Annotated in this window: 20 protein-coding genes; 14 read left to right on the plus strand and 6 right to left on the minus strand. The window is 65.2% G+C overall.

The genetic code is table 11. The features are described from left to right. Positions 1-46 precede the first annotated feature (46 nt). From ccmB to UP06_RS17805, 4 genes are all read left to right on the plus strand, one after another. Positions 47-715, plus strand: a complete 669-nt coding sequence (ccmB, locus tag UP06_RS17790) for a heme exporter protein CcmB (RefSeq protein ID WP_045004393.1) — start codon at positions 47-49, stop codon at positions 713-715. A gap of 76 nt (positions 716-791) precedes the next feature. After that, complete coding sequence (locus UP06_RS17795) at positions 792-1523, plus strand: heme ABC transporter permease (RefSeq protein WP_045004395.1); 732 nt, start codon at positions 792-794, stop codon at positions 1521-1523. Next, positions 1520-1705, plus strand: coding sequence for a heme exporter protein CcmD (gene ccmD / locus UP06_RS17800; RefSeq protein ID WP_082078609.1), 186 nt, complete (start codon positions 1520-1522; stop codon positions 1703-1705). The genes UP06_RS17795 and ccmD overlap by 4 nt, the downstream gene beginning before the upstream one ends. Beyond that, the gene (locus UP06_RS17805; RefSeq protein ID WP_045004398.1) at positions 1702-2295 is read left to right on the plus strand and encodes a DsbE family thiol:disulfide interchange protein; all 594 of its coding nucleotides are present in this window, start codon (positions 1702-1704) and stop codon (positions 2293-2295) included. The genes ccmD and UP06_RS17805 overlap by 4 nt, the downstream gene beginning before the upstream one ends. A gap of 164 nt (positions 2296-2459) precedes the next feature. Here the strand turns inward: UP06_RS17805 and UP06_RS17810 are convergent, their stop codons facing one another. Both UP06_RS17810 and ftsY read right to left on the minus strand, forming a co-directional pair. Then, positions 2460-3062, minus strand: coding sequence for a septation protein A (locus UP06_RS17810; RefSeq protein WP_045004399.1), 603 nt, complete (start codon positions 3060-3062; stop codon positions 2460-2462). A gap of 128 nt (positions 3063-3190) precedes the next feature. Further along, positions 3191-4138: a signal recognition particle-docking protein FtsY gene (gene ftsY, locus UP06_RS17815; protein ID WP_045004400.1), complete on the minus strand. Its 948-nt coding sequence runs from the start codon at positions 4136-4138 to the stop codon at positions 3191-3193. Positions 4139-4185: 47 nt separating this feature from the next. Between ftsY and UP06_RS17820 the strand changes: the two genes are divergently transcribed. Further along, the gene (locus UP06_RS17820; protein ID WP_045004984.1) at positions 4186-4887 is read left to right on the plus strand and encodes an RluA family pseudouridine synthase; all 702 of its coding nucleotides are present in this window, start codon (positions 4186-4188) and stop codon (positions 4885-4887) included. A 104-nt stretch (positions 4888-4991) separates the two neighbouring features. Next, the gene (locus UP06_RS17825) at positions 4992-6101 is read left to right on the plus strand and encodes a DUF2336 domain-containing protein (protein WP_045004402.1); all 1110 of its coding nucleotides are present in this window, start codon (positions 4992-4994) and stop codon (positions 6099-6101) included. A gap of 214 nt (positions 6102-6315) precedes the next feature. Here UP06_RS17825 and mtaB read toward each other — a convergent pair whose 3' ends face one another. Next, positions 6316-7569: a tRNA (N(6)-L-threonylcarbamoyladenosine(37)-C(2))-methylthiotransferase MtaB gene (gene mtaB, locus UP06_RS17830; protein ID WP_045004404.1), complete on the minus strand. Its 1254-nt coding sequence runs from the start codon at positions 7567-7569 to the stop codon at positions 6316-6318. Continuing rightward, complete coding sequence (dapF, locus tag UP06_RS17835; protein WP_045004406.1) at positions 7569-8444, minus strand: diaminopimelate epimerase; 876 nt, start codon at positions 8442-8444, stop codon at positions 7569-7571. The genes mtaB and dapF overlap by 1 nt, the downstream gene beginning before the upstream one ends. Positions 8445-8706: 262 nt before the next feature. On the opposite strand from dapF, the gene UP06_RS39955 reads away from it, so the two are divergent. Both UP06_RS39955 and UP06_RS17850 read left to right on the plus strand, forming a co-directional pair. Then, positions 8707-9474: a GyrI-like domain-containing protein gene (locus UP06_RS39955; RefSeq protein ID WP_082081469.1), complete on the plus strand. Its 768-nt coding sequence runs from the start codon at positions 8707-8709 to the stop codon at positions 9472-9474. Between the two features lie 5 nt (positions 9475-9479). Next, a complete protein-coding gene (locus UP06_RS17850; protein ID WP_045004409.1) occupies positions 9480-10184 on the plus strand; it encodes an SIMPL domain-containing protein in 705 nt (234 codons plus the stop codon). 184 nt (positions 10185-10368) lie between these two features. Here the strand turns inward: UP06_RS17850 and UP06_RS17855 are convergent, their stop codons facing one another. Continuing rightward, positions 10369-11433: an MBL fold metallo-hydrolase gene (locus UP06_RS17855; RefSeq protein WP_045004411.1), complete on the minus strand. Its 1065-nt coding sequence runs from the start codon at positions 11431-11433 to the stop codon at positions 10369-10371. A gap of 463 nt (positions 11434-11896) precedes the next feature. Between UP06_RS17855 and ffh the strand changes: the two genes are divergently transcribed. The 3 genes from ffh to rimM all read left to right on the plus strand — a co-directional run bounded on the left by ffh (position 11897) and on the right by rimM (position 14384). Beyond that, a complete protein-coding gene (gene ffh, locus UP06_RS17860) occupies positions 11897-13444 on the plus strand; it encodes a signal recognition particle protein (RefSeq protein WP_045004413.1) in 1548 nt (515 codons plus the stop codon). Between the two features lie 85 nt (positions 13445-13529). Beyond that, positions 13530-13862: a 30S ribosomal protein S16 gene (rpsP, locus tag UP06_RS17865; protein WP_014438992.1), complete on the plus strand. Its 333-nt coding sequence runs from the start codon at positions 13530-13532 to the stop codon at positions 13860-13862. Between the two features lie 9 nt (positions 13863-13871). Beyond that, positions 13872-14384: a ribosome maturation factor RimM gene (rimM, locus tag UP06_RS17870; protein ID WP_045004416.1), complete on the plus strand. Its 513-nt coding sequence runs from the start codon at positions 13872-13874 to the stop codon at positions 14382-14384. A 12-nt stretch (positions 14385-14396) separates the two neighbouring features. Here rimM and UP06_RS17875 read toward each other — a convergent pair whose 3' ends face one another. Next, on the minus strand, positions 14397-15308 hold the full coding sequence (locus UP06_RS17875; protein ID WP_045004418.1) for a LysR substrate-binding domain-containing protein: 912 nt from the start codon (positions 15306-15308) through the stop codon (positions 14397-14399). Between the two features lie 196 nt (positions 15309-15504). On the opposite strand from UP06_RS17875, the gene UP06_RS17880 reads away from it, so the two are divergent. The 3 genes from UP06_RS17880 (at position 15505) to rplS (ending at position 17962) form a co-directional block, all read left to right on the plus strand. Further along, a complete protein-coding gene (locus UP06_RS17880; RefSeq protein WP_045004420.1) occupies positions 15505-16668 on the plus strand; it encodes an MFS transporter in 1164 nt (387 codons plus the stop codon). A gap of 48 nt (positions 16669-16716) precedes the next feature. Continuing rightward, the gene (gene trmD / locus UP06_RS17885) at positions 16717-17472 is read left to right on the plus strand and encodes a tRNA (guanosine(37)-N1)-methyltransferase TrmD (protein WP_045004422.1); all 756 of its coding nucleotides are present in this window, start codon (positions 16717-16719) and stop codon (positions 17470-17472) included. Positions 17473-17581: 109 nt separating this feature from the next. Further along, positions 17582-17962, plus strand: coding sequence for a 50S ribosomal protein L19 (gene rplS / locus UP06_RS17890; RefSeq protein ID WP_045004424.1), 381 nt, complete (start codon positions 17582-17584; stop codon positions 17960-17962). Positions 17963-18054: the final 92 nt, after the last annotated feature.

Here is an 18054-nt window from a genome sequence, read left to right on the forward strand (position 1 = left end):
CTCAGCTTTTTTCGGGCGTGCCGCCCTTTCACTCGGAAGGCACCTCATGACCGCCCTCGCCGCCCTCATTCGCCGGGACATCCGGATCGCGCTCCGCGTTGGCGGCGGGGCATTGATTGGCGTGCTGTTTTTCCTGACCGTGGTGGTCCTGATGCCGTTCGCGGTGGGGCCGGACCTGGCGCAGCTCGCGCGGCTGGGGCCGGCGATCCTGTGGCTCGGCGCCCTCTTGGCGAGCCTGCTCACGCTGGACCGGCTGTTCATGACCGACCATGAAGACGGCTCGCTCGACCTGATCACGATGAGCCGGACGCCGCTGGAACTGGCCTGCGCCTCGAAAGCACTGGCGCATTGGCTGGCTGCCGGCCTGCCGCTGATTGTCGCAACCCCCGTGCTCGGCCTGCTGCTCAACCTCGACATGGTCTCAACCGGCGCGGTGGCGCTGACGCTGCTCGCGGGCACCCCGGCGCTGACGTTTACCGGCATGATCGGCGCGGCGCTGGCGGTGACGCTGCATCGCGGCGGGCTGCTGATGGCCGTGCTGGTGCTGCCGCTGTCGATTCCTGTGCTGATCTTCGGGGTTGCGGCCTCGCAGGCTGCGATCACCGGGCCATTGTCGTTCGGCGCGCCGTTCTCGATCCTCTGCGCGCTGTCGCTGGTGAGCCTCGTGATCGGCCCGTTTGCAGCAGCAGCGAGCCTGAAGCATGGACTGGATTGAGCTTGACCCCGATCAACTTTCGCTGCGCGCTTTGATGCTGATTGCGTGAGCAGCCTCCGGTGACTATCAGAATACAATGACGCTGATCGACCTCGCCAATCCCTCACGGTTCCTCGCGCTGTCAGCGCGGGTGTTGCCGTGGCTCGCGGCCGCGACCGTCATCCTGCTCACGATCGGACTCTATCAATCCGCCACCGCGCCCGACGACTATCAGCAGGGCGCGACGGTGAAGATCATGTTCATCCACGTGCCCAATGCCTGGCTGTCGATGTTCGTGTGGGGGGTGATGAGCGTGGCCTCATTGGGCACGCTGGTGTGGCGGCATCCGCTCGCCGACGTCGCCGCGAAATCGGCAGCTCCCATCGGCGCCGCCTTCACTTTCCTCGCGCTGCTCACGGGCTCGCTGTGGGGCCGGCCGATGTGGGGCACCTATTGGGAATGGGATGCGCGGCTGACCTCCGTGCTGATTCTGTTCCTGATGTATCTCGGCTTGATGGCACTATGGCGCGCGGTCGAGGACCCCTCGCGCGCGGCGCGCGCCGCTGCAGTGCTCACGCTGGTCGGTGCGATCAACCTGCCCATCATCAAATTCTCGGTCGATTGGTGGAATACGCTGCACCAGCCGGCCTCGGTGATGCGCATGGGCGGCTCGACACTCGACAAGTCTTTCCTAATCCCACTCCTGGTGATGGCGGTGGCATTCACGCTGCTGTTCGTCACGCTGCATCTGGCGGCAATGCGCAACGAGATCTTGCGCCGCCGCGTTCGCTCCCTGCAAATGATGCAGGCGAGCCAGAAAGCTGCGTGACGATGTCGCTTGGTCCCTACGCGTCGTTCATCGTGACGTCCTATGCCGCAGCTGCGATCGTGGTCGCGCTTCTGATCGGCTGGGTCGTGCTCGACTATCGCAACCAGACAAGGCGGCTGCGCGAGCTCGATCGCAGCGGCATCACCCGCCGCTCAGGCCGCAGCGCTGTGGACACACCATGAGCGATCAATCGACCCCCGCGACGCCGCCGCGACGCACCTTCCTGATGGTGCTGCCACTGATCGCTTTCATCGGTCTCGCCCTGCTGTTCTGGTTTCGGCTCGGCAGCGGCGATCCCTCGCGGATTCCCTCCGCGCTGATCGGACGGCCGGCGCCGCAGACCACGCTGCCGGCGCTCGAGGGATTGCAGGCCGACAGCGCGCAAATCCCGGGCCTTGATCCCGCCGCGTTCAAGGGCAAGGTCAGCCTCGTCAATGTCTGGGCCTCCTGGTGCGTGCCGTGTCATGACGAAGCGCCGCTGTTGACGGAGCTCGCGAAGGACAAGCGCTTCCAGATCGTCGGCATCAACTACAAGGATGCGCCCGACAATGCCCGGCGCTTCCTCGGCCGCTACGGCAATCCCTTTGGCCGCGTCGGCACCGACGCCAACGGCCGCGCCTCGATCGAATGGGGCGTCTATGGCGTGCCGGAGACCTTTGTCGTCGGCCGCGAAGGCACCATCGTCTACAAGCTGGTCGGCCCGATCACGCCGGAGAATTTCCGGAGCGTGCTGCTGCCGCAGATGGAGAAGGCGTTGAAGGCGGGGAGCTGATCGCGCTCAACTGGCAGCGAAAGAGGCCAGCCCCACACACCGCCGTCATGCCCCGCGCAGGCGGGGCATCCAGTACGCCGCAGCCTATCGATCAATCACAATCGTCTCGGAGTACTGGATCGCCCGCCTTCGCGGGCGATGACAGTTGAGTATGTGGCGAGCACCTACCCCTCCCGCACATCCCCCGCCTCGGCCTCGCTGGTCTCCAGCGACACCGGCTCGACACCATAGCGCTTGGTCAGCGGCATCTGGGCGATGGCGAAGATCATAGTCAGGGGCGTCACGCCGAACACCTTGAAGTTCACCCAGAAGTCCGTGCTCTGGGTGCGCCAGACGATTTCGTTCAGCACCGCCATGCCGGCGAAGAACAGCGCCCAGCGCAGCGTGAGGATGCGCCAGCCCTGCGGCGTCAAATTGAACATCTGGTCGAACATGACGGCGATGAAGGAGCGGCCGAACAAGAGGCCGCCGCCGAGGATCGCGGCGAACAGGCCGTAGATGATGGTCGGCTTGACCTTGATGAAGGTCTCGTCGTGCAGCACCAGCGTTAGCGTGCCGAACACCAGCACGATCACGCCGGTGACGATCGCCATGATCGGGATGTGGCGCGTCACCACATAGGAGGCGATCATCGCCGCCACGATCGCGACCATGAAGGCGCCGGTCGCAGCAAACAAATTGAACTTCGCATTGACGAAGAAGAAGACGAGCAGCGGACCGAGCTCGGTCGCAAGCTTGAACAACGGATGCGGCTGGGTTTTGTCCATTCCTCGACCTTTGTTGCTGTCATCCCCCCGCGAAGGCGGGGGATCCAGTATTCCGAGGCGCCTGTGATCTACAACTAGCGGCGCGGCGCACTGGATGCCCCGCCTGCGCGGGGCATGACGAGAGAAACCTACGATTCGATTCCGGCAATGGCACGGGCGAAATCGCGCGCGGTGAACGGCGCGAGATCGTCGACACCTTCGCCGACGCCGATGAAATGCACCGGCAGTTTGAATTTTTCCGCGAGCGCCACCAGAATGCCGCCGCGGGCGGTGCCGTCGAGCTTGGTCATCACGAGGCCGGTGACCCCTGCGGTGCGATGAAAGGCCTCGACTTGCGACAACGCGTTCTGGCCGACGGTGGCGTCGAGCACGAGTAGCACCGCGTGCGGCGCTGATACGTCTACCTTCCGGATGACGCGCACGACCTTCTCGAGCTCGTTCATCAGCTCGGTCTTGTTCTGCAAGCGGCCGGCAGTATCGATCAGGAGCACGTCGATGTTCTGCTCCTTCGCAGCCGTCAGCGCGTTGAAGGCGAGGCTTGCCGAATCCGAGCCTTGCGCGCCCGCGATGACCGGTGTCTTCGTGCGCTCGCCCCACACCTTGAGCTGCTCGATGGCTGCTGCGCGAAACGTGTCGCCGGCGGCCAGCATCACCTTGCGGCCTTCGGAGGCGAATTTTTGCGAGAGCTTGCCTATGGTGGTGGTCTTGCCGGAGCCGTTGACGCCGACCACGAGGATGACGAACGGCTTTTTCGCCGCATCGATCTCGAGCGGTTTGGCGACCGCTGACAGCACCTTCTCGACCTCGGTCGCGACGACGTCCTTGACCTCGTCGGCCGAGATCGCCTTGTCATAGCGCCCGGTGCCGACGGCGTCTGCTATCCGCACCGAAACCTGCGTACCGAGGTCGGCGCGCAGCAGCACGTCCTCGATATCGTCGAGCATGGCGCGGTCGAGCTTGCGCTTGGTGACGAGGTCGGCGACCGCGGTCCCGAGCGAGGACGAGGTGCGCTTCAGCCCGTCGGACAGGCGGCGCCACCAGCTCAGCTTGGGGGTCTCGGAGGTGGTATCGTTCATGATGGCGGTGTGTTAGCCGTTCCCGCTTCTAAACGAAAGTCTTGCAATTGCTCGATGTTCCCGAATTGACCGCCGACGAGATCTTAGGCCGCGTGCTCCATCGCGACGGGCTGATGCTGGTGATCAACAAGCCGGCCGGCCTGCCGGTGCATCGCGGCCCCAAGGGCGGCGCCAATCTGGAAACCTCGTTCGACGCGCTTCGTTTCGGCCTGCCGCGGCCGCCGGTGCTGGCCCACCGGCTGGACAAGGACACTTCCGGTTGCCTTGTGCTTGGCCGCCATCGCAAGGCGACCGCTTCGCTCGGCCTGCTGTTCAAGCACGGCAAGATCGGCAAGACCTACTGGACACTGGTCGAGGGCGGACCTGCCGAGAATGAAGGCACGATCGATATGCCGCTTGGCCGGCTCAACGCCGAACGCGGCTGGTGGCAGAAGCCGGATCCCGAGGGCCAGAAGGCGGTCACCAACTGGAAGGTGATGGGCCGGGGCGATGGCCTGACCTGGCTCGCCATGGAACCGGTCACGGGCCGGACCCATCAATTGCGGGTGCATTCGGCTTCGACCGGATGGCCGATCTTCGGCGATAACATTTACGGCAACGGCCCGCGCTTCGGCGAGCCGCGGCTGCACCTGCATTCCCGCGAGATCGTGGTGCCGATTTCCCGGAATAAAGAGCCGGTCCGCGTGGTGGCGCCCGCCCCGCCCCACATGCACGAGCGGCTCCGCGCCTGCGGCTGGAATGGGGAATAACGCCCGCCCGGGTGCATGGTTTACGAAACGTTCAGTGCTCGTCTCTAATGATAGCGGCTGCTTAGAACAAGCTTCCGTCAATCGCTCAGGACGAGCAACGCGTCATGTCCAAGGCCGAGCTATCGATCATCCAAGAGGTCGAATCCGCTATTCGGATCGGCTCGGCGGAAAAGGGCCTGGAAACCGCCCGACGCGTCACCGACCTGTTCCTGTCCTCCGCCGGCAGTTTTGACGACGAGCAGATCGCGCTGTTCGACGACGTGCTCGAACGCCTGATCGGCACCATCGAGCTGCGCGCGATTGCCGACATGGGCGCGCGCGTGGCGCTCGCCGAAATCAGCGCTCAGCTCGCGCCGATCGCGCAGGCGCCGCCGTCGGTGATCCGCCGCCTCGCCAACAATGACGAAATCCGCATCGCAGGCCCCGTGCTCCAGGAATCCGCCCGCCTCGACGATGGCGAACTGGTCAAGATCGCGGCGTCCAAGGGCGAACCGCATCTGCTCGCGGTCGCCGGCCGCTGGTGGCTCAAGGAGATCGTCACCGACGCGCTGCTGGCGCGCCGTTATCCGAGTGTGAGCCGGCGGCTCGCCGCCAATCCCGGCGCGCGCGTTTCCGGAGGCGGTTTCGCCGTCATCGTCGGCCAGGCCGAGAGCGACCCGGAGCTCGCCGTCAGCGTCGGCGTCCGCGTCGATCTGCCGTCGGATATGCGCCGCCAATTGCTGCGCTCGGCGACGGATGCCGTGCGCACGAGATTGCTGTCGCGCGCGCCGCCGCATCTGTTCGAGGAAATCCAGGGCGCGATCGCCGCCGTCACCGTCGGCGTCGAGCGCGAGATGTCAGGGGTGCGCGATTTCGAGGGCGCCAAGCGGGCGATTGCGAATCTCAAGGCGGGTGGCCAGCTCAGCGAAACGACGCTGTTCGGTTTTGCCAGGCAGCGACGTTATGAAGAAACCGTGGCTGCCTTGGCGGCGCTGTCCGGATCGACCGTCGAAGTGATTCGCCCGCTGATGCAGAGCTTGCGCGAGGACGGCCTGCTCGTGCCCTGCCGCGCGGCGCAGCTCAGCTGGGAAACCACCGCCGCCGTGCTCGAAAGCCGCTTTGCGACAGGTGCGATGAAGCCAGCCGACATCGCGAGGGCGCAGGGAAATTTTGCCCGCATGACACCGGAGAACGCGCGGCGGACGCTGCGGTTCTGGCAGGTCAGGGCGTCGTAAGGCTCTCGCGACTTAAGCGCCCCGCATCCACACCCTCGGTGTCGTCCCGGCGAAGGCCGGGACCCATAACCACAGGGAGCAGTTTGACGACGACTGTCCGTTACTCTGCTTCGTTGGGACAAGCACCGCGCATCACCGAGAGATCACGCGGTATGGGTCCCGGCCTTCGCCGGGACGACGTTGGGGATGTAGCGCGTCGTAAACAACACCTGAGTTACGCAATGAGTCGTTCGCCATCGCTGCCGGTGATCCTTCGCGCCACGACACTCCCAACGCACTCGCCCGCAATCGCGACCGGCAGATAATGCTCCGTGCGCCCCTGACTCTCGCTCTCGATCAGCACATCGCGCGTCGCGTCGATTTCGGCTTGCAGCCGCTGACGCAATGCGCCTTCACCGGCAAAACGCAACCGCTTCGCCCGTTCTTTGATCTCCGGCCCCGCCACCTGCGGCATCCGCGCTGCGGGCGTGCCGGGACGCGGGGAATAGGGGAAGACATGCAGGAAGGTCAGGCCGCATTCCGCGACGAGATCCAGCGAGCGCGAGAACATTTCGTCGGTCTCGGTCGGGAAGCCCGCGATGATGTCGGCACCGAAGGCGATGTCCGGGCGCAGGCGTCGCACCTGGTCACAGAATGCAATCGCATCACCTCGCGAATGCCGCCGCTTCATGCGCTTCAAGATCATGTCGTCGCCGGATTGCAGCGACAGATGCAGATGCGGCATCAGCCGTGCATCGTCGGCAATGGCATCCAACAGGTCACTGTCTGCTTCGATCGAATCGATCGAGGAGATGCGCAGGCGCTTCAGCTCCGGCACATGCCGCAAAATCTGCTTGGTCAGCACCCCGAGCTTCGGCGCGCCCGGAAGATCGGCGCCATAGCTGGTTAGATCGACGCCTGTCAGCACGATCTCGGCGTGGCCGCGCTCCGCCAACGCCCGCACCTGATCGACCACCGCGCCCATCGGCACCGAGCGCGAATTGCCGCGGCCATAAGGAATGATGCAGAAGGTGCAGCGATGGTCGCAGCCGTTCTGCACCTGCACGAACACGCGCGGCAGGCCGGCGGCAAAGCCGTCGATGAGATGCGGCGCCATCTCCTTCACTGCCATGATGTCGCTGACGGCGACCTTCTCACTCGTACCGAGATCGAACGCATTGCGCGCCTCGCGCCACGCAGACGCGCGCATCTTGTCGTCATTGCCGACGACGCGATCGACCTCGGCCATATCGGCAAACATGCCGCTTTGCGTCTGTGCCGCGCAGCCGGTGACGACGATGCGCGCGCTCGGCCGCTCGCGCTTCAATTTGCGGATCGACTGGCGCGCCTGTGCCACCGCCTCGTTGGTGACGGCACAGCTGTTGATGACGATGGTATCGGAAAGGCCGGCGCCTTCCGCCTCGCGGCGGATGACTTCCGCCTCAAAGGCATTGAGGCGACAGCCGAAGGTGACGATGTCGACGGCCATCAGCCGACCGGCGCGAACAGCGCCGGATCGAAATTGCCCTCATATTCGAAGGTCGCCGTGCCCGTCATCAGCACGTGGTCATCGCGCTCACGCCATTCGATACCGAGCTTGCCGCCGGGCAACGTGATCTCGACGATACGGTTGGTGCGCTTCAGCCGCGCCGCGGCGACCGCGGTCGCGCAGGCCGCCGAGCCGCACGCCCTGGTCAGACCGGCGCCACGCTCCCAGGTGCGGATCGTGATGTGCTCGCGATCGACGATATGGGCGAGCGTGATGTTGGCGCGGTCCGGGAATATCGGGTGGTTCTCCAGCAACGGCCCGAAGCGTTCGAGATCATAGGCATTGACGTCGTCGACCCAGAAAATCGCATGCGGGTTGCCCATGCTCACCACGGACGGCGAATGCAGGATCGGATTGTCGATCGGCCCGATCTGCAATTCGATGTAGCGGGTATCGCGAAACTCTTCCGCCAGCGGGATATCGTGCCAGCCAAACTTGGGCGCGCCCATGTCGACGGTGTAGAGATCGGGCGCCGGACCCTGCCAGCAATTGAGAAGCCCCGCAGCGGTCTCGAAGGTCACCGCGGTCTGCCCAGTCTTCTCGAACAAGCGCCGCACCACGCAACGCATGCCGTTGCCGCAGGCGCCGGCCTCCGAGCCGTCATTGTTGTAGATGCGGATGAAGGCCTCGGTGCCGTCGAGCCGCGGCTTCTGGAGCACCATGAGCTGGTCGTAGGGCACGCCGCCTTGCGCGGACGCGACCGCGCGGGCGTCATCCGGCGTCACCGGCGAGGCGGAATCGCGCATGTCGACAACGACGATCTCGTTGCCGATGCCGTTCATCTTGGCAAATGCGTGGTTGTCCAGCGCGCTCATGAAAATTCCTGAATTTCGCCCGTCTTATATGGCGATCCTTGACGGCTTGGCCAGTGATTTGCCGCCAGGGGCCAAGAGGTCTGCCAAGACGTCTGCCATGACGCATCTGTCATGGGACGAATTCGGCGGTCGCGTGTTAGAACGGCGCAGTTCGCGCGAGGACCGGGACGCGCGGCCGAACTTAGGGGCCTTGGTGGGTTAAGGTCTTGATGGGCTTAGGCCTTCGTGAACTAAGCTTGGACTAAGACGTGGGGAGAATAGAATGAATCGTTTTTACCGTCTCGCTCTGGTCGCGCTGATCCCGGCGGCGGCCTTGTCGCTTGGAGTTTCCGGCGCTCCGGCGCAGACTCCGAGCCCGGCGCCCGCCGCATCGGCAAGTCCCTCGCCGGCTCCGTCGGCCTCGCCCTCCCCGGTCGCGAGCGCCTCGCCCGCGCCGGTCGCAACGCCCTCTCCTGCGGCCAGCGCCTCCCCCGCCCCTGCAGCATCGCCCTCGCCCGCAGCCAGCGCCTCACCAAGCCCGGCGGCACCGCCCCCCGCTGCGGCAGCGACGCCTGCACCGGTGCAGACCGCCGATCCCTTCGGCCTGGAGACCACGCTCGAGCCCAAGAAGGTCGTGATGGTCAAGGGCACCGCCAATTGGGATTCAGCCTTCGACACGCTGATCGACGCCTTCAAGGCGCTGAACACGCTGCTGGACAAGCAGGGTATCAAGCACGCCGGCAATTCGATGATCGTCTACACATCGACGGACGACACCGGCTTCACCTTCCTTGCCGAGATCCCGATCGAGCAGGATCCGAAAAACCTGCCCAAGGACATGAGCGTCGGCAAATCGCCGGAGGGCAAGGCGCTGAAATTCGTCCATCGCGGCTCCTACGACAACATGGACAACACCTATGAGGCGATCACCAATCACCTCGACGACAAGAAGCTGGAAGCCAAGGACACCTTCATCGAGGAGTACCTCACCGATCCCCTGAAGACGGCCGAGGACAAGCTCGTGATCAACGTGTTCGTGCCGCTGAAGTGAGACCGATGAAAAAGCCTGCCACCCTCGTCGCAATTTTCGCCGCCGCGCTGCTGGCAACGCCCGCGCTCGCCGACGATTTTCCGGCTGCCATCTCGGTAAGTGGCGAGGCGACCGTCTCGGCAGCACCCGATCTCGCGCAGATCGATGCAGGCGTCGCCAACGACGCCAAGACGGCCAAGGAAGCCTCCGACGCCAACAACGCCGCGATGGGCAAGGTGCTGCTGGCGCTCAAGGGCGCCGGGATCGCCGAGAAGGATTATCAGACCTCGCGATTGTCGCTTCAGCCGCAATACGGCCAGAACAAATCCACCGGCGCCACGCCGGTGGTCGGTTTCCGCGCCTCGAACCGCGTCACCGTGAAAATTCGCGACGTGACCAAGGTTGCGAGCATCATCGACACGCTGGTCGGCGCCGGCGCCAACGATATCGGCAATATTTCTTTCGAGGTGACGCAGGCCTCAAAGCTGCTCGACGACGCCCGCGAGCAGGCGGTCGTCGATGCGCGGCGCAAGGCGGAGATCTACGCCAAGGCCACCGGTGTGACGCTGGGTGCGCCGCTCAGTGTCTCGGAGGGCAACGCTCCGATGCCGTTGTTCAAGGGCCGTATGGCTGTTGCACCGATGGCCGCAGCGCCTGCAGCAGTCGCGCCGGGCGAGGAAACGCTGTCGGTGACGGTGAACGTGAGCTGGGCGATCAAGGCGGGGCAGTAGGCCGTAAGAGGCACGCTGCGCACTACAGCGATGGTGTCGTCCCGGCGAAGGCCGGGACCCATAACCACAGGGAGTGGTTTGGCGAAGACCGCCAGTTATCTCGTCACAGCGCGGTACTGCTATCGAATCATCCCCGATGGATCACGCGGTATGGGTCCCGGCCTGCGCCGGGACGACAGCGTGACTAAATCTCCACCACCTGCCCAGGCTTCATCGCCACGAACCGCTCCTGCGGAATCTTCGCAGCATCGAGCGCTTCGACCAGCGCCTTCGCCGGCGCATCGATCTCCTCATCCGTCAGCTGGAACGTCCCGTGATGATGCCCGAGCGCTTGTTGCGCGCCGCAATCGGCGAGCGCCTTCACGGCATCCTCCGGGTTCATGTGCTGATCACGCATGAACCAGCGCGGCTCGTAGGCGCCGATCGGGAGGATCGCCAGGCGTAACGGCCCATGCTTCTCGGCAACGCGGCGAAAGTGCCCACCGTCGCCATAGCCGGAATCGCAGACGACGTAGATTTTTCCCGCCGGCGTCTCCAGCACGAAACTCGCCCACAGCGCCTTATTGCGATCGAACATGCCGCGCGCCGACCAGTGCCGCGTCGGCACCAGCGTCACGGCGATACCGCCACCAAGCTCGACGCGATCATGCCAGTCGAACGCTTCCACCTTGATCGTGGAATCGGCGCTGCGCATCGTCACATCGTTGCCGAGCGGGGTGACCACGCGTGGCGAAAAGTTTTTCGCGAGCCGCGACAGCGTCGCGATGTCGAGATGATCGTAGTGCCCGTGCGAGACCAGCACGACGTCGATCTTCGGCAAATGATCGAAGGCGATGCCGGGATCGTTGTGCCGCTTCGGTCCGGCCCAGCCCACCGGCGAGACCCGCATCGACCAGACGGGATCGACGAGGAGGTTGAGGCCGCCGGCCTGGATCAGCCAGCTCGCATGGCCGACGAAGGAGAGCCGCACCTTGTCGCCATCAACGCGATCCGGCGGGGTGTCGGCATGAGGGCTCTGCGTCCAGTCCGGCCAGGCCGCACGCTTCCGTCCGCCGCCGAACTGCCAGCGAAAGACTTCGCCGAGCGATTTCGGCGGCGCGCCGTCAGGATCAAAGAAGTGCAGGCCGTCGAAATGGTCGGAGGCGGGACCGTCGTAGTTTTTCATGCGGGAGATCCAGAGGGACGGGACACCGACCAGCGCGCCCGCCCCGGCAAGCAGTCCGAAGATGCGGCGGCGGGTGATCGGCACGGGCGGGCTTCAGGGCTGGTCGGGGCGGCAAGACATCACCGCCTATATGGGCGGGGCCGCCGGAAAAGGAACCCATCGCCGGAAACGTCATGTTTTCAAGGCCTTGCCTTCCGAATCGGCTCCCGTACCCCTAACTTTCCTTGACTTTCGGCCGGGAGCGGCGTTTAACCCGCCCACTTTCTCGGAAAGGCTTTCTATTCGACCCGCCGACTGGCCCTGGAGGCCAGAGGTTAACGCCCGACAGCGCTATGCGCCCTCGGGCGTAAAGGTGTTTGGAGATTGCTATCCGACGTCGTCGGGAAACGAGGAAGTGGTCATCCCCCGCGAAGGCGGGGGATCCAGTATTCCAGAGGCATCTCGGTTTGAACCGAGAAGCCGCGGCGTACTGGATGCCCCGGTCAAGCCGGGGCATGACAGTGGTGAACGCGGCAACCCTGCGCGAGCAGAACAAGGAACAACGGCATTGTTCGACAATCTGTCGGAACGGCTTGGCGGCATTCTCGATCGTCTGACGGGGCGCGGTGCGCTGACCGAAAAGGACGTCGACGCCGCGATGCGCGAGGTGCGCCGCGCGCTGCTGGAAGCCGACGTCGCGCTCGAAGTGGTGCGCAGCTTCACCGAGCGCGTCCGCGAGCAGGCGATCGGCGCCACCGTCGTGAAGTCGGTGACGCCCGGCCAGATGGTGGTCAAGATCGTCCACGACGAGCTGATCAACACGCTCGGCGCCGAAAGCCAGACCATCGACATCAATTCCGTGCCGCCGGTTCCGATCATGATGGTCGGCCTGCAAGGCTCGGGTAAAACGACCACGACCGGAAAGCTCGCCCGCCGCCTGGTCCAGCGCGATAAGCGCAAGGTGCTGATGGCCTCGCTCGACATCTATCGCCCGGCGGCGATGGAGCAGCTGGCCGTGCTCGGGCGCGATCTCGACATTCCGACGCTGCCGATCGTCGCCGGCCAGCAGCCGGCTCAGATTGCGAAGCGCGCGCTCGAAGCCGGCAAGCTCGGCGGCTACGACGTCGTGCTGCTCGACACCGCCGGCCGCACCACGCTCGACGAAGACATGATGGCGGAGGCGGCTGCGATCAAAGCCGCCGCCAATCCGCATGAAGTGCTGCTGGTCGCCGATAGCCTCACCGGTCAGGACGCCGTCAATCTTGCCCGCGCCTTCGACGAGCGCGTCGGCCTCACCGGCATCGTCCTCACGCGCGTGGACGGCGACGGCCGCGGCGGCGCCGCGCTGTCAATGCGCGCGGTCACCGGCAAGCCGATCAAGCTGATCGGCACCGGTGAAAAGACCGATGCGCTGGAAGATTTCCATCCCGACCGTATTGCGGGGCGCATCCTCGGCATGGGCGACGTGGTGTCGCTGGTCGAACGGGCCGCCGCCAACATCGACGCCGAAAAGGCCGCGCGCACCGCCGAGCGCATGCGCAAGGGTCAGTTCGACCTCAACGACATGCGCGAACAGCTCTCGCAAATGGCGAACATGGGCGGCATCAGCGGCCTGATGGGCATGATGCCCGGCATCGCCAAGATGAAGAACCAGATCGCGGCCGCAGGGATCGATGACAAGATCCTGAAGCGCCAGGTCGCGGTGATCGATTCCATGACGCGCGACGAGCGGCGTCATCCCGACCTGCTCAAGGCCAGCCGCAAGAAGCGCATCGCAGCCGGAAGCGGCCAGAGCGTCGAGCAGGTCAACAAGCTGCTCAAGATGCACCGGAACATGGCCGACATGATGAAGGCGATGGGTTCGGGCAAGCGTGGCCCGCTCGCCGGCATCGCGCAGGCGATGGGCTTTGGCGGCGGCATGAAGCCTCCCTCACCGGAAGAGATGAAGGCACTGCAGGACAAGATGCAGGGCGGCGGTGGACAGGGTCTGCCCAGCCTGCCGAAGGATCTGCCGGCGGGTCTGCGCACAGGTCTGCCCAACGTTCCCGGACTGACCGGGCTGAGCGGCAAGCCGATGCTGCCGGGCCTCGGCGGATTTCCGGGCAAGAAGAAATGAGGAATTCGTCGCGGAGGATCGCAAGCATCCTGCGCAACGCGGAATACCAATCAACCGAACAAACCGTATTTTGAAGGAGAACTAAATGTCCGTCGTTATCCGCCTCGCTCGTGCAGGCACCAAGAAGCGCCCCGTTTATCACGTCGTCGTCGCCGATTCGCGCTTTCCCCGCGATGGCCGCTTCATCGAGCGTCTGGGCTACTTCAACCCGCTGCTGCCGAAGGACAACGAGACCCGGCTGAAGCTCGACATGGACAAGGTGAAGGCCTGGCTCGCCAAGGGCGCGCAGCCGTCGGACCGCGTGTCGCGCTTCCTCGACGCCGCCGGCGTCAAGAAGCGCGAAGCGCGCAACAACCCGGAAAAGGCCGTGCCGCGCAAGGAGCGCAAGGCGCAGGCCGAAGCCGCCGCGAAGGGTTAAGGCGAGAAGATGCCGGCGCTGATCTGCGTCGCGCGGATCGGCGCCGCGCATGGTGTGCGCGGCGCGGTCAAATTGTGGACCTTCACCGAAGATCCCCTGGCCGTGCGGCGCTACGGTCCGCTTCTGTCCAAGGACGGCAAGCGCCAGTTCGAGGTAGCAACGGCGCGCGAGGCCAAGGATCATCTGGTCGCGACGTTCAAGGGCGTCACGACCCGCGATGAAGCCGAACGCCTCAACGGCATCGAGCTCTACGTCGCGCGCGACAAACTGCCCGCGACCGACGATGACGAATATTACCACGCCGATCTGATCGGGCTCGCCGCCGTCACCACGGCGGGCGACGCCCTTGGCCGCGTACTCGCGATCCATAATTTCGGTGCCGGCAACATCATCGAGATCGCCCCGCCGAAGGGACCGACGCTGCTGCTGCCGTTCACCAATGCGGTGGTGCCCGAGGTCGATATCGCCGGCGAGCGCGTCGTGATCGCGCTGCCGCAGGAGATCGAAGGCGAAGAGCGTTAGCCCCGCCCGCGCTCAACCCGTCTGCCGACCTTGCTGCTCGAGCCAGTCGCAAAACACCGCGCGATGCGGATCATCGTCGCGCCCTTCCGGGAAGTACGCAAAATAGCTGCGGGCCGGCAGTCTGATGTTCGGAAACGGCGTCACCAGACGCCCGGCTGCGAGATCGTCGGCGATCAACGCCGTCGGTCCCATGGCCACACCGAGGCCGTCGAGCGCGGCCTGAAGCGTCAGATAGAAATGATCGAATGTCAGCGAGGACGCCGGCTCCAGTGCTGACTCGCCTGCATCAGCCAGCCAGTCGCGCCACAGTCGCGGCATTGATGTGACGTGCAGCAACGTATGCCGGCTGAGATCAGCGACCTCCGTCAGTGGCAATTGCGCGAGCAGAGCGGGACTGCACACCGGAAGCCGTTGCTCCGAGAGCAGGAAGCGCGATGCAAAGCCGTGAAAGGTGTCGGGGCCGCCGCGGATCACCACGTCGAAGAGTTCGGGCAAGGCATCCACCTGATCATTCGACGTCGACAGCCGCACCTCGATATCGGGATGCTCGGCGCGAAACCTGGTCATGCGCGGCAGGAGCCAGCGCAGACTGAATGTCGCCAGCGCATTGACGCGCAAGACCGCAGCCGGCGGGTCGCCGCGGCGCTTGCGATGCTGCTGCACGGCAGCCGAGATTCGATCGAGCGCGGGCGCGAACTCCGCAAGCAGGGCAGCACCGGCCGGCGTCAGCACCACCCGCCGCACCGATCGCCGGAACAGCGCCGGCGGCCCGAGCCATGTCTCGAGCAGGCGGATCTGCTGGCTGACTGCGCCGTGCGTCACGCCAAGCTCGACGGCGGCTTCCTTGAAACTGCCGAGCCGGGCGGCCGCCTCAAAGGCGCGGACGGCATTCAGCGGCGGCAGGCTGCGGCGGGGAACGAACATTGGGACATACAAGAGAATTTCTAGCGCATGACCCGACTATTACTCGTTTGTGACAGATTTTTAAAGGCCGCATAATGAGCACCAAAGCACTCACATAGCTCCATCTTTTGACAAAGCTGGGACCTGCGCCGTGGCCATCCTGCCTTTAGGTTTTCTGTCGCAAACGCAAACGACTGCCCGCGACGGGGAGGCAGCAATGCACAACAAGGCCCGCCGCACCCTCGCGGCAACCGGCATCAACCACGCCCTTCACGACGGCTTCACCGACCTGATCTACGTGCTGCTGCCGGTCTGGCAGACCGAGTTCGCCCTCAGCTACGGACTGCTGGCGGTGATGCGCGGGCTCTATTCCGGCGCGATGGCCGCGCTGCAAATCCCAGTCGGCCGCCTGGCCGAGCGGGTCGATGGAAAGATCCTGCTTGCGCTTGGCACGATGCTGGCCGCGCTCGGCTATGTCCTGGCCGGACTGTCCGGCAGTGTCGTGGGATTGGGCCTCGCGCTCCTGGTGTCAGGCGCCGGCTCCAGCACCCAGCATCCGCTCGCATCCGCCGCTGTGTCGCGCGCCTATGGCAAGGCGGCGCGCGGACCGCTCGGCATCTATAATTTCAGCGGCGATCTCGGCAAGGCGACGCTGCCGCCGCTCATCGCGATGCTGCTGGTGATCATGTCGTGGCGGCACGCGCTGTTGCTGGTCGCACTGGCGGGCCTGTTGGTTGCGCTCTGCCTGGCCGTGCTTATGCCGGCCGTCGGCAAGGGCTTTGCGCAAAAACCAGCGGTCACGACACAGAGCGCGCAGGCCGGCCGCGGCGGCTTCTCCTGGCTGCTCGCCATCGGGATTCTCGACAGCGCGGTGCGGATGGGCTTTCTCACCTTCCTGCCCTTCCTGCTGCGCGACAAGGGCGCCTCGCTGCCGACGAGCGGCTTCGCGCTCGCGCTGGTCTTCATCGGCGGCGCCGCCGGCAAGTTCACGTGCGGCTGGCTGGGCGAACGCGTCGGCACAATCCGCACCGTGCTTATCACCGAGGGCGGCACGGCAGCGCTGATCCTCGCCGTGCTCGCTTTGCCGTTGGTGCCAGCAATCATCGTGCTGCCGTTGCTCGGCGTGATGCTCAACGGCACATCCTCGGTGCTCTATGGGACGGTCCCCGAGCTCACATCGCCTGACCGCACCGAACGCGCCTTCGCGCTGTTCTACACCGGCACGATCGGATCGGGCGCGACCGCGCCGGTGCTCTACGGGCTGCTCGGCGACGCCGTCGGTCCGGTACTGGCAACGATAGCGACGGCCGTCACCGCCCTTGCCATATGTCCGCTCGCGCTTCTGCTGGCATCGCATCTCACCGACAGCCGGCGGGCCTGACCAATCCGAGGTCTCGACCTCCCGGCCGCAATGCCCTAACCAGCGGCCATGACGACTTCCTCACCCTGGCGCGCGACGGTGCTGACGCTGTTTCCGGAGATGTTTCCGGGGCCGCTTGGCGTGAGCCTGGCTGGGCGGGCACTGGCCTCGGGGCTCTGGCAGCTCGAGGCCCGAGACATCCGGGCCTCTGCGACCGACCGCCACCGCAGCGTCGACGACACCCCGGCCGGCGGTGGGCCGGGCATGGTGCTGCGGGCCGACGTTTTGGCTGCGGCCGTCGACGCGGCTGAAATCGGCTCGGATCGGCCGAAACTTCTCATGAGCCCGCGCGGTCGGCCATTGACCCAGGCCCGCGTCATTGAGCTGGCCCAGGGCCCCGGCCCCCTGATCGTCTGCGGGCGATTTGAGGGGATCGACCAGCGGGTGATTGATGCCCGCGGCCTGGAGGAGGTCTCGATCGGCGATTACGTGCTGTCCGGGGGTGAAATCGCCGCGCTGGCGTTGGTTGACGCCTGCGTCCGGCTGCTGCCGGGAGTGATGGGCAAGGAGGCCTCGGGAACCGAGGAAAGCTTCTCGGACGGCCTCCTCGAATACCCCCAATATACCCGCCCGCAGCTGTTCGAGGGGGTTCCGATCCCCGAGATCCTGACCTCCGGCGATCATGCCAAGGTCGCGGCCTGGCGACGGGCGGAATCCGAGGCCCTGACGGCGGCCCGGCGACCGGATTTGTGGGCCAAGATCCCGAGCAAGGTCCCGAATCGGCCCGGACGCCGAAAAACGCCAAAAAGCACGACAGACGGGTGACAAACGCTCCGGCTTGCCTTATAGCAGCGCCAAATCCGCAATAGCTGGATAAACGAATTTCGCGCAGCCCCCGTTTTCCAAGGCTGGGCGCGCCGATGGAGATTTACCCATGAACCTGATTCAACAGCTCGAAAAAGAGCAGTTCGACAAGCTCTCCGCCACCAAGGTCATTCCGGAGTTCGGTCCCGGCGACACCGTGATCGTCAACGTGAAGGTCGTCGAAGGCGACCGCACCCGCGTGCAGGCCTATGAAGGCGTCTGCATCGGCCGTTCCGGCGGTGGCCTCAACGAGAGCTTCACCGTGCGCAAGATTTCGTACGGCGAGGGCGTCGAGCGCGTGTTCCCGGTGATGTCGCCGATGATCGACTCGATCAAGGTGGTGCGCCGCGGCAAGGTGCGTCGCGCCAAGCTCTATTACCTCCGCCAGCTGCGCGGCAAGTCGGCCCGTATCGTCGAGAAGACCGAGCACGCCAAGGCCGTCAACGAGTAAGCTCCGCTTACAGACGAGTTTCGAACAGCGCGGGGCCAACACCCCGCGCTTTTTTGTTGCCTCAGCCGTGCGCGTCAAAGCCCTCGCGCTTC

The sequence above is a fragment of the Bradyrhizobium sp. LTSP857 genome (assembly GCF_000938285.1).
Classification (GTDB): Bacteria; Pseudomonadota; Alphaproteobacteria; order Rhizobiales; family Xanthobacteraceae; genus Bradyrhizobium.

Bases quoted from the DNA above. Each gene is read 5' to 3' on its own strand.
- ccmB (WP_045004393.1), top strand. From the start codon at position 47: ATGACCGCCCTCGCCGCCCTCATTCGCCGGGACATCCGGATCGCGCTC.
- UP06_RS17795 (WP_045004395.1), top strand. From the start codon at position 792: ATGACGCTGATCGACCTCGCCAATCCCTCACGGTTCCTCGCGCTGTCA.
- UP06_RS17805 (WP_045004398.1), top strand. From the start codon at position 1,702: ATGAGCGATCAATCGACCCCCGCGACGCCGCCGCGACGCACCTTCCTG.
- UP06_RS17810 (WP_045004399.1), bottom strand. From the start codon at position 3,062: ATGGACAAAACCCAGCCGCATCCGTTGTTCAAGCTTGCGACCGAGCTC.
- ftsY (WP_045004400.1), bottom strand. From the start codon at position 4,138: ATGAACGATACCACCTCCGAGACCCCCAAGCTGAGCTGGTGGCGCCGC.
- UP06_RS17825 (WP_045004402.1), top strand. From the start codon at position 4,992: ATGTCCAAGGCCGAGCTATCGATCATCCAAGAGGTCGAATCCGCTATT.
- mtaB (WP_045004404.1), bottom strand. From the start codon at position 7,569: ATGGCCGTCGACATCGTCACCTTCGGCTGTCGCCTCAATGCCTTTGAG.
- dapF (WP_045004406.1), bottom strand. From the start codon at position 8,444: ATGAGCGCGCTGGACAACCACGCATTTGCCAAGATGAACGGCATCGGC.
- UP06_RS39955 (WP_082081469.1), top strand. From the start codon at position 8,707: ATGAATCGTTTTTACCGTCTCGCTCTGGTCGCGCTGATCCCGGCGGCG.
- UP06_RS17850 (WP_045004409.1), top strand. From the start codon at position 9,480: ATGAAAAAGCCTGCCACCCTCGTCGCAATTTTCGCCGCCGCGCTGCTG.
- rpsP (WP_014438992.1), top strand. From the start codon at position 13,530: ATGTCCGTCGTTATCCGCCTCGCTCGTGCAGGCACCAAGAAGCGCCCC.
- rimM (WP_045004416.1), top strand. From the start codon at position 13,872: ATGCCGGCGCTGATCTGCGTCGCGCGGATCGGCGCCGCGCATGGTGTG.
- UP06_RS17875 (WP_045004418.1), bottom strand. From the start codon at position 15,308: ATGTTCGTTCCCCGCCGCAGCCTGCCGCCGCTGAATGCCGTCCGCGCC.
- UP06_RS17880 (WP_045004420.1), top strand. From the start codon at position 15,505: ATGCACAACAAGGCCCGCCGCACCCTCGCGGCAACCGGCATCAACCAC.
- trmD (WP_045004422.1), top strand. From the start codon at position 16,717: ATGACGACTTCCTCACCCTGGCGCGCGACGGTGCTGACGCTGTTTCCG.
- rplS (WP_045004424.1), top strand. From the start codon at position 17,582: ATGAACCTGATTCAACAGCTCGAAAAAGAGCAGTTCGACAAGCTCTCC.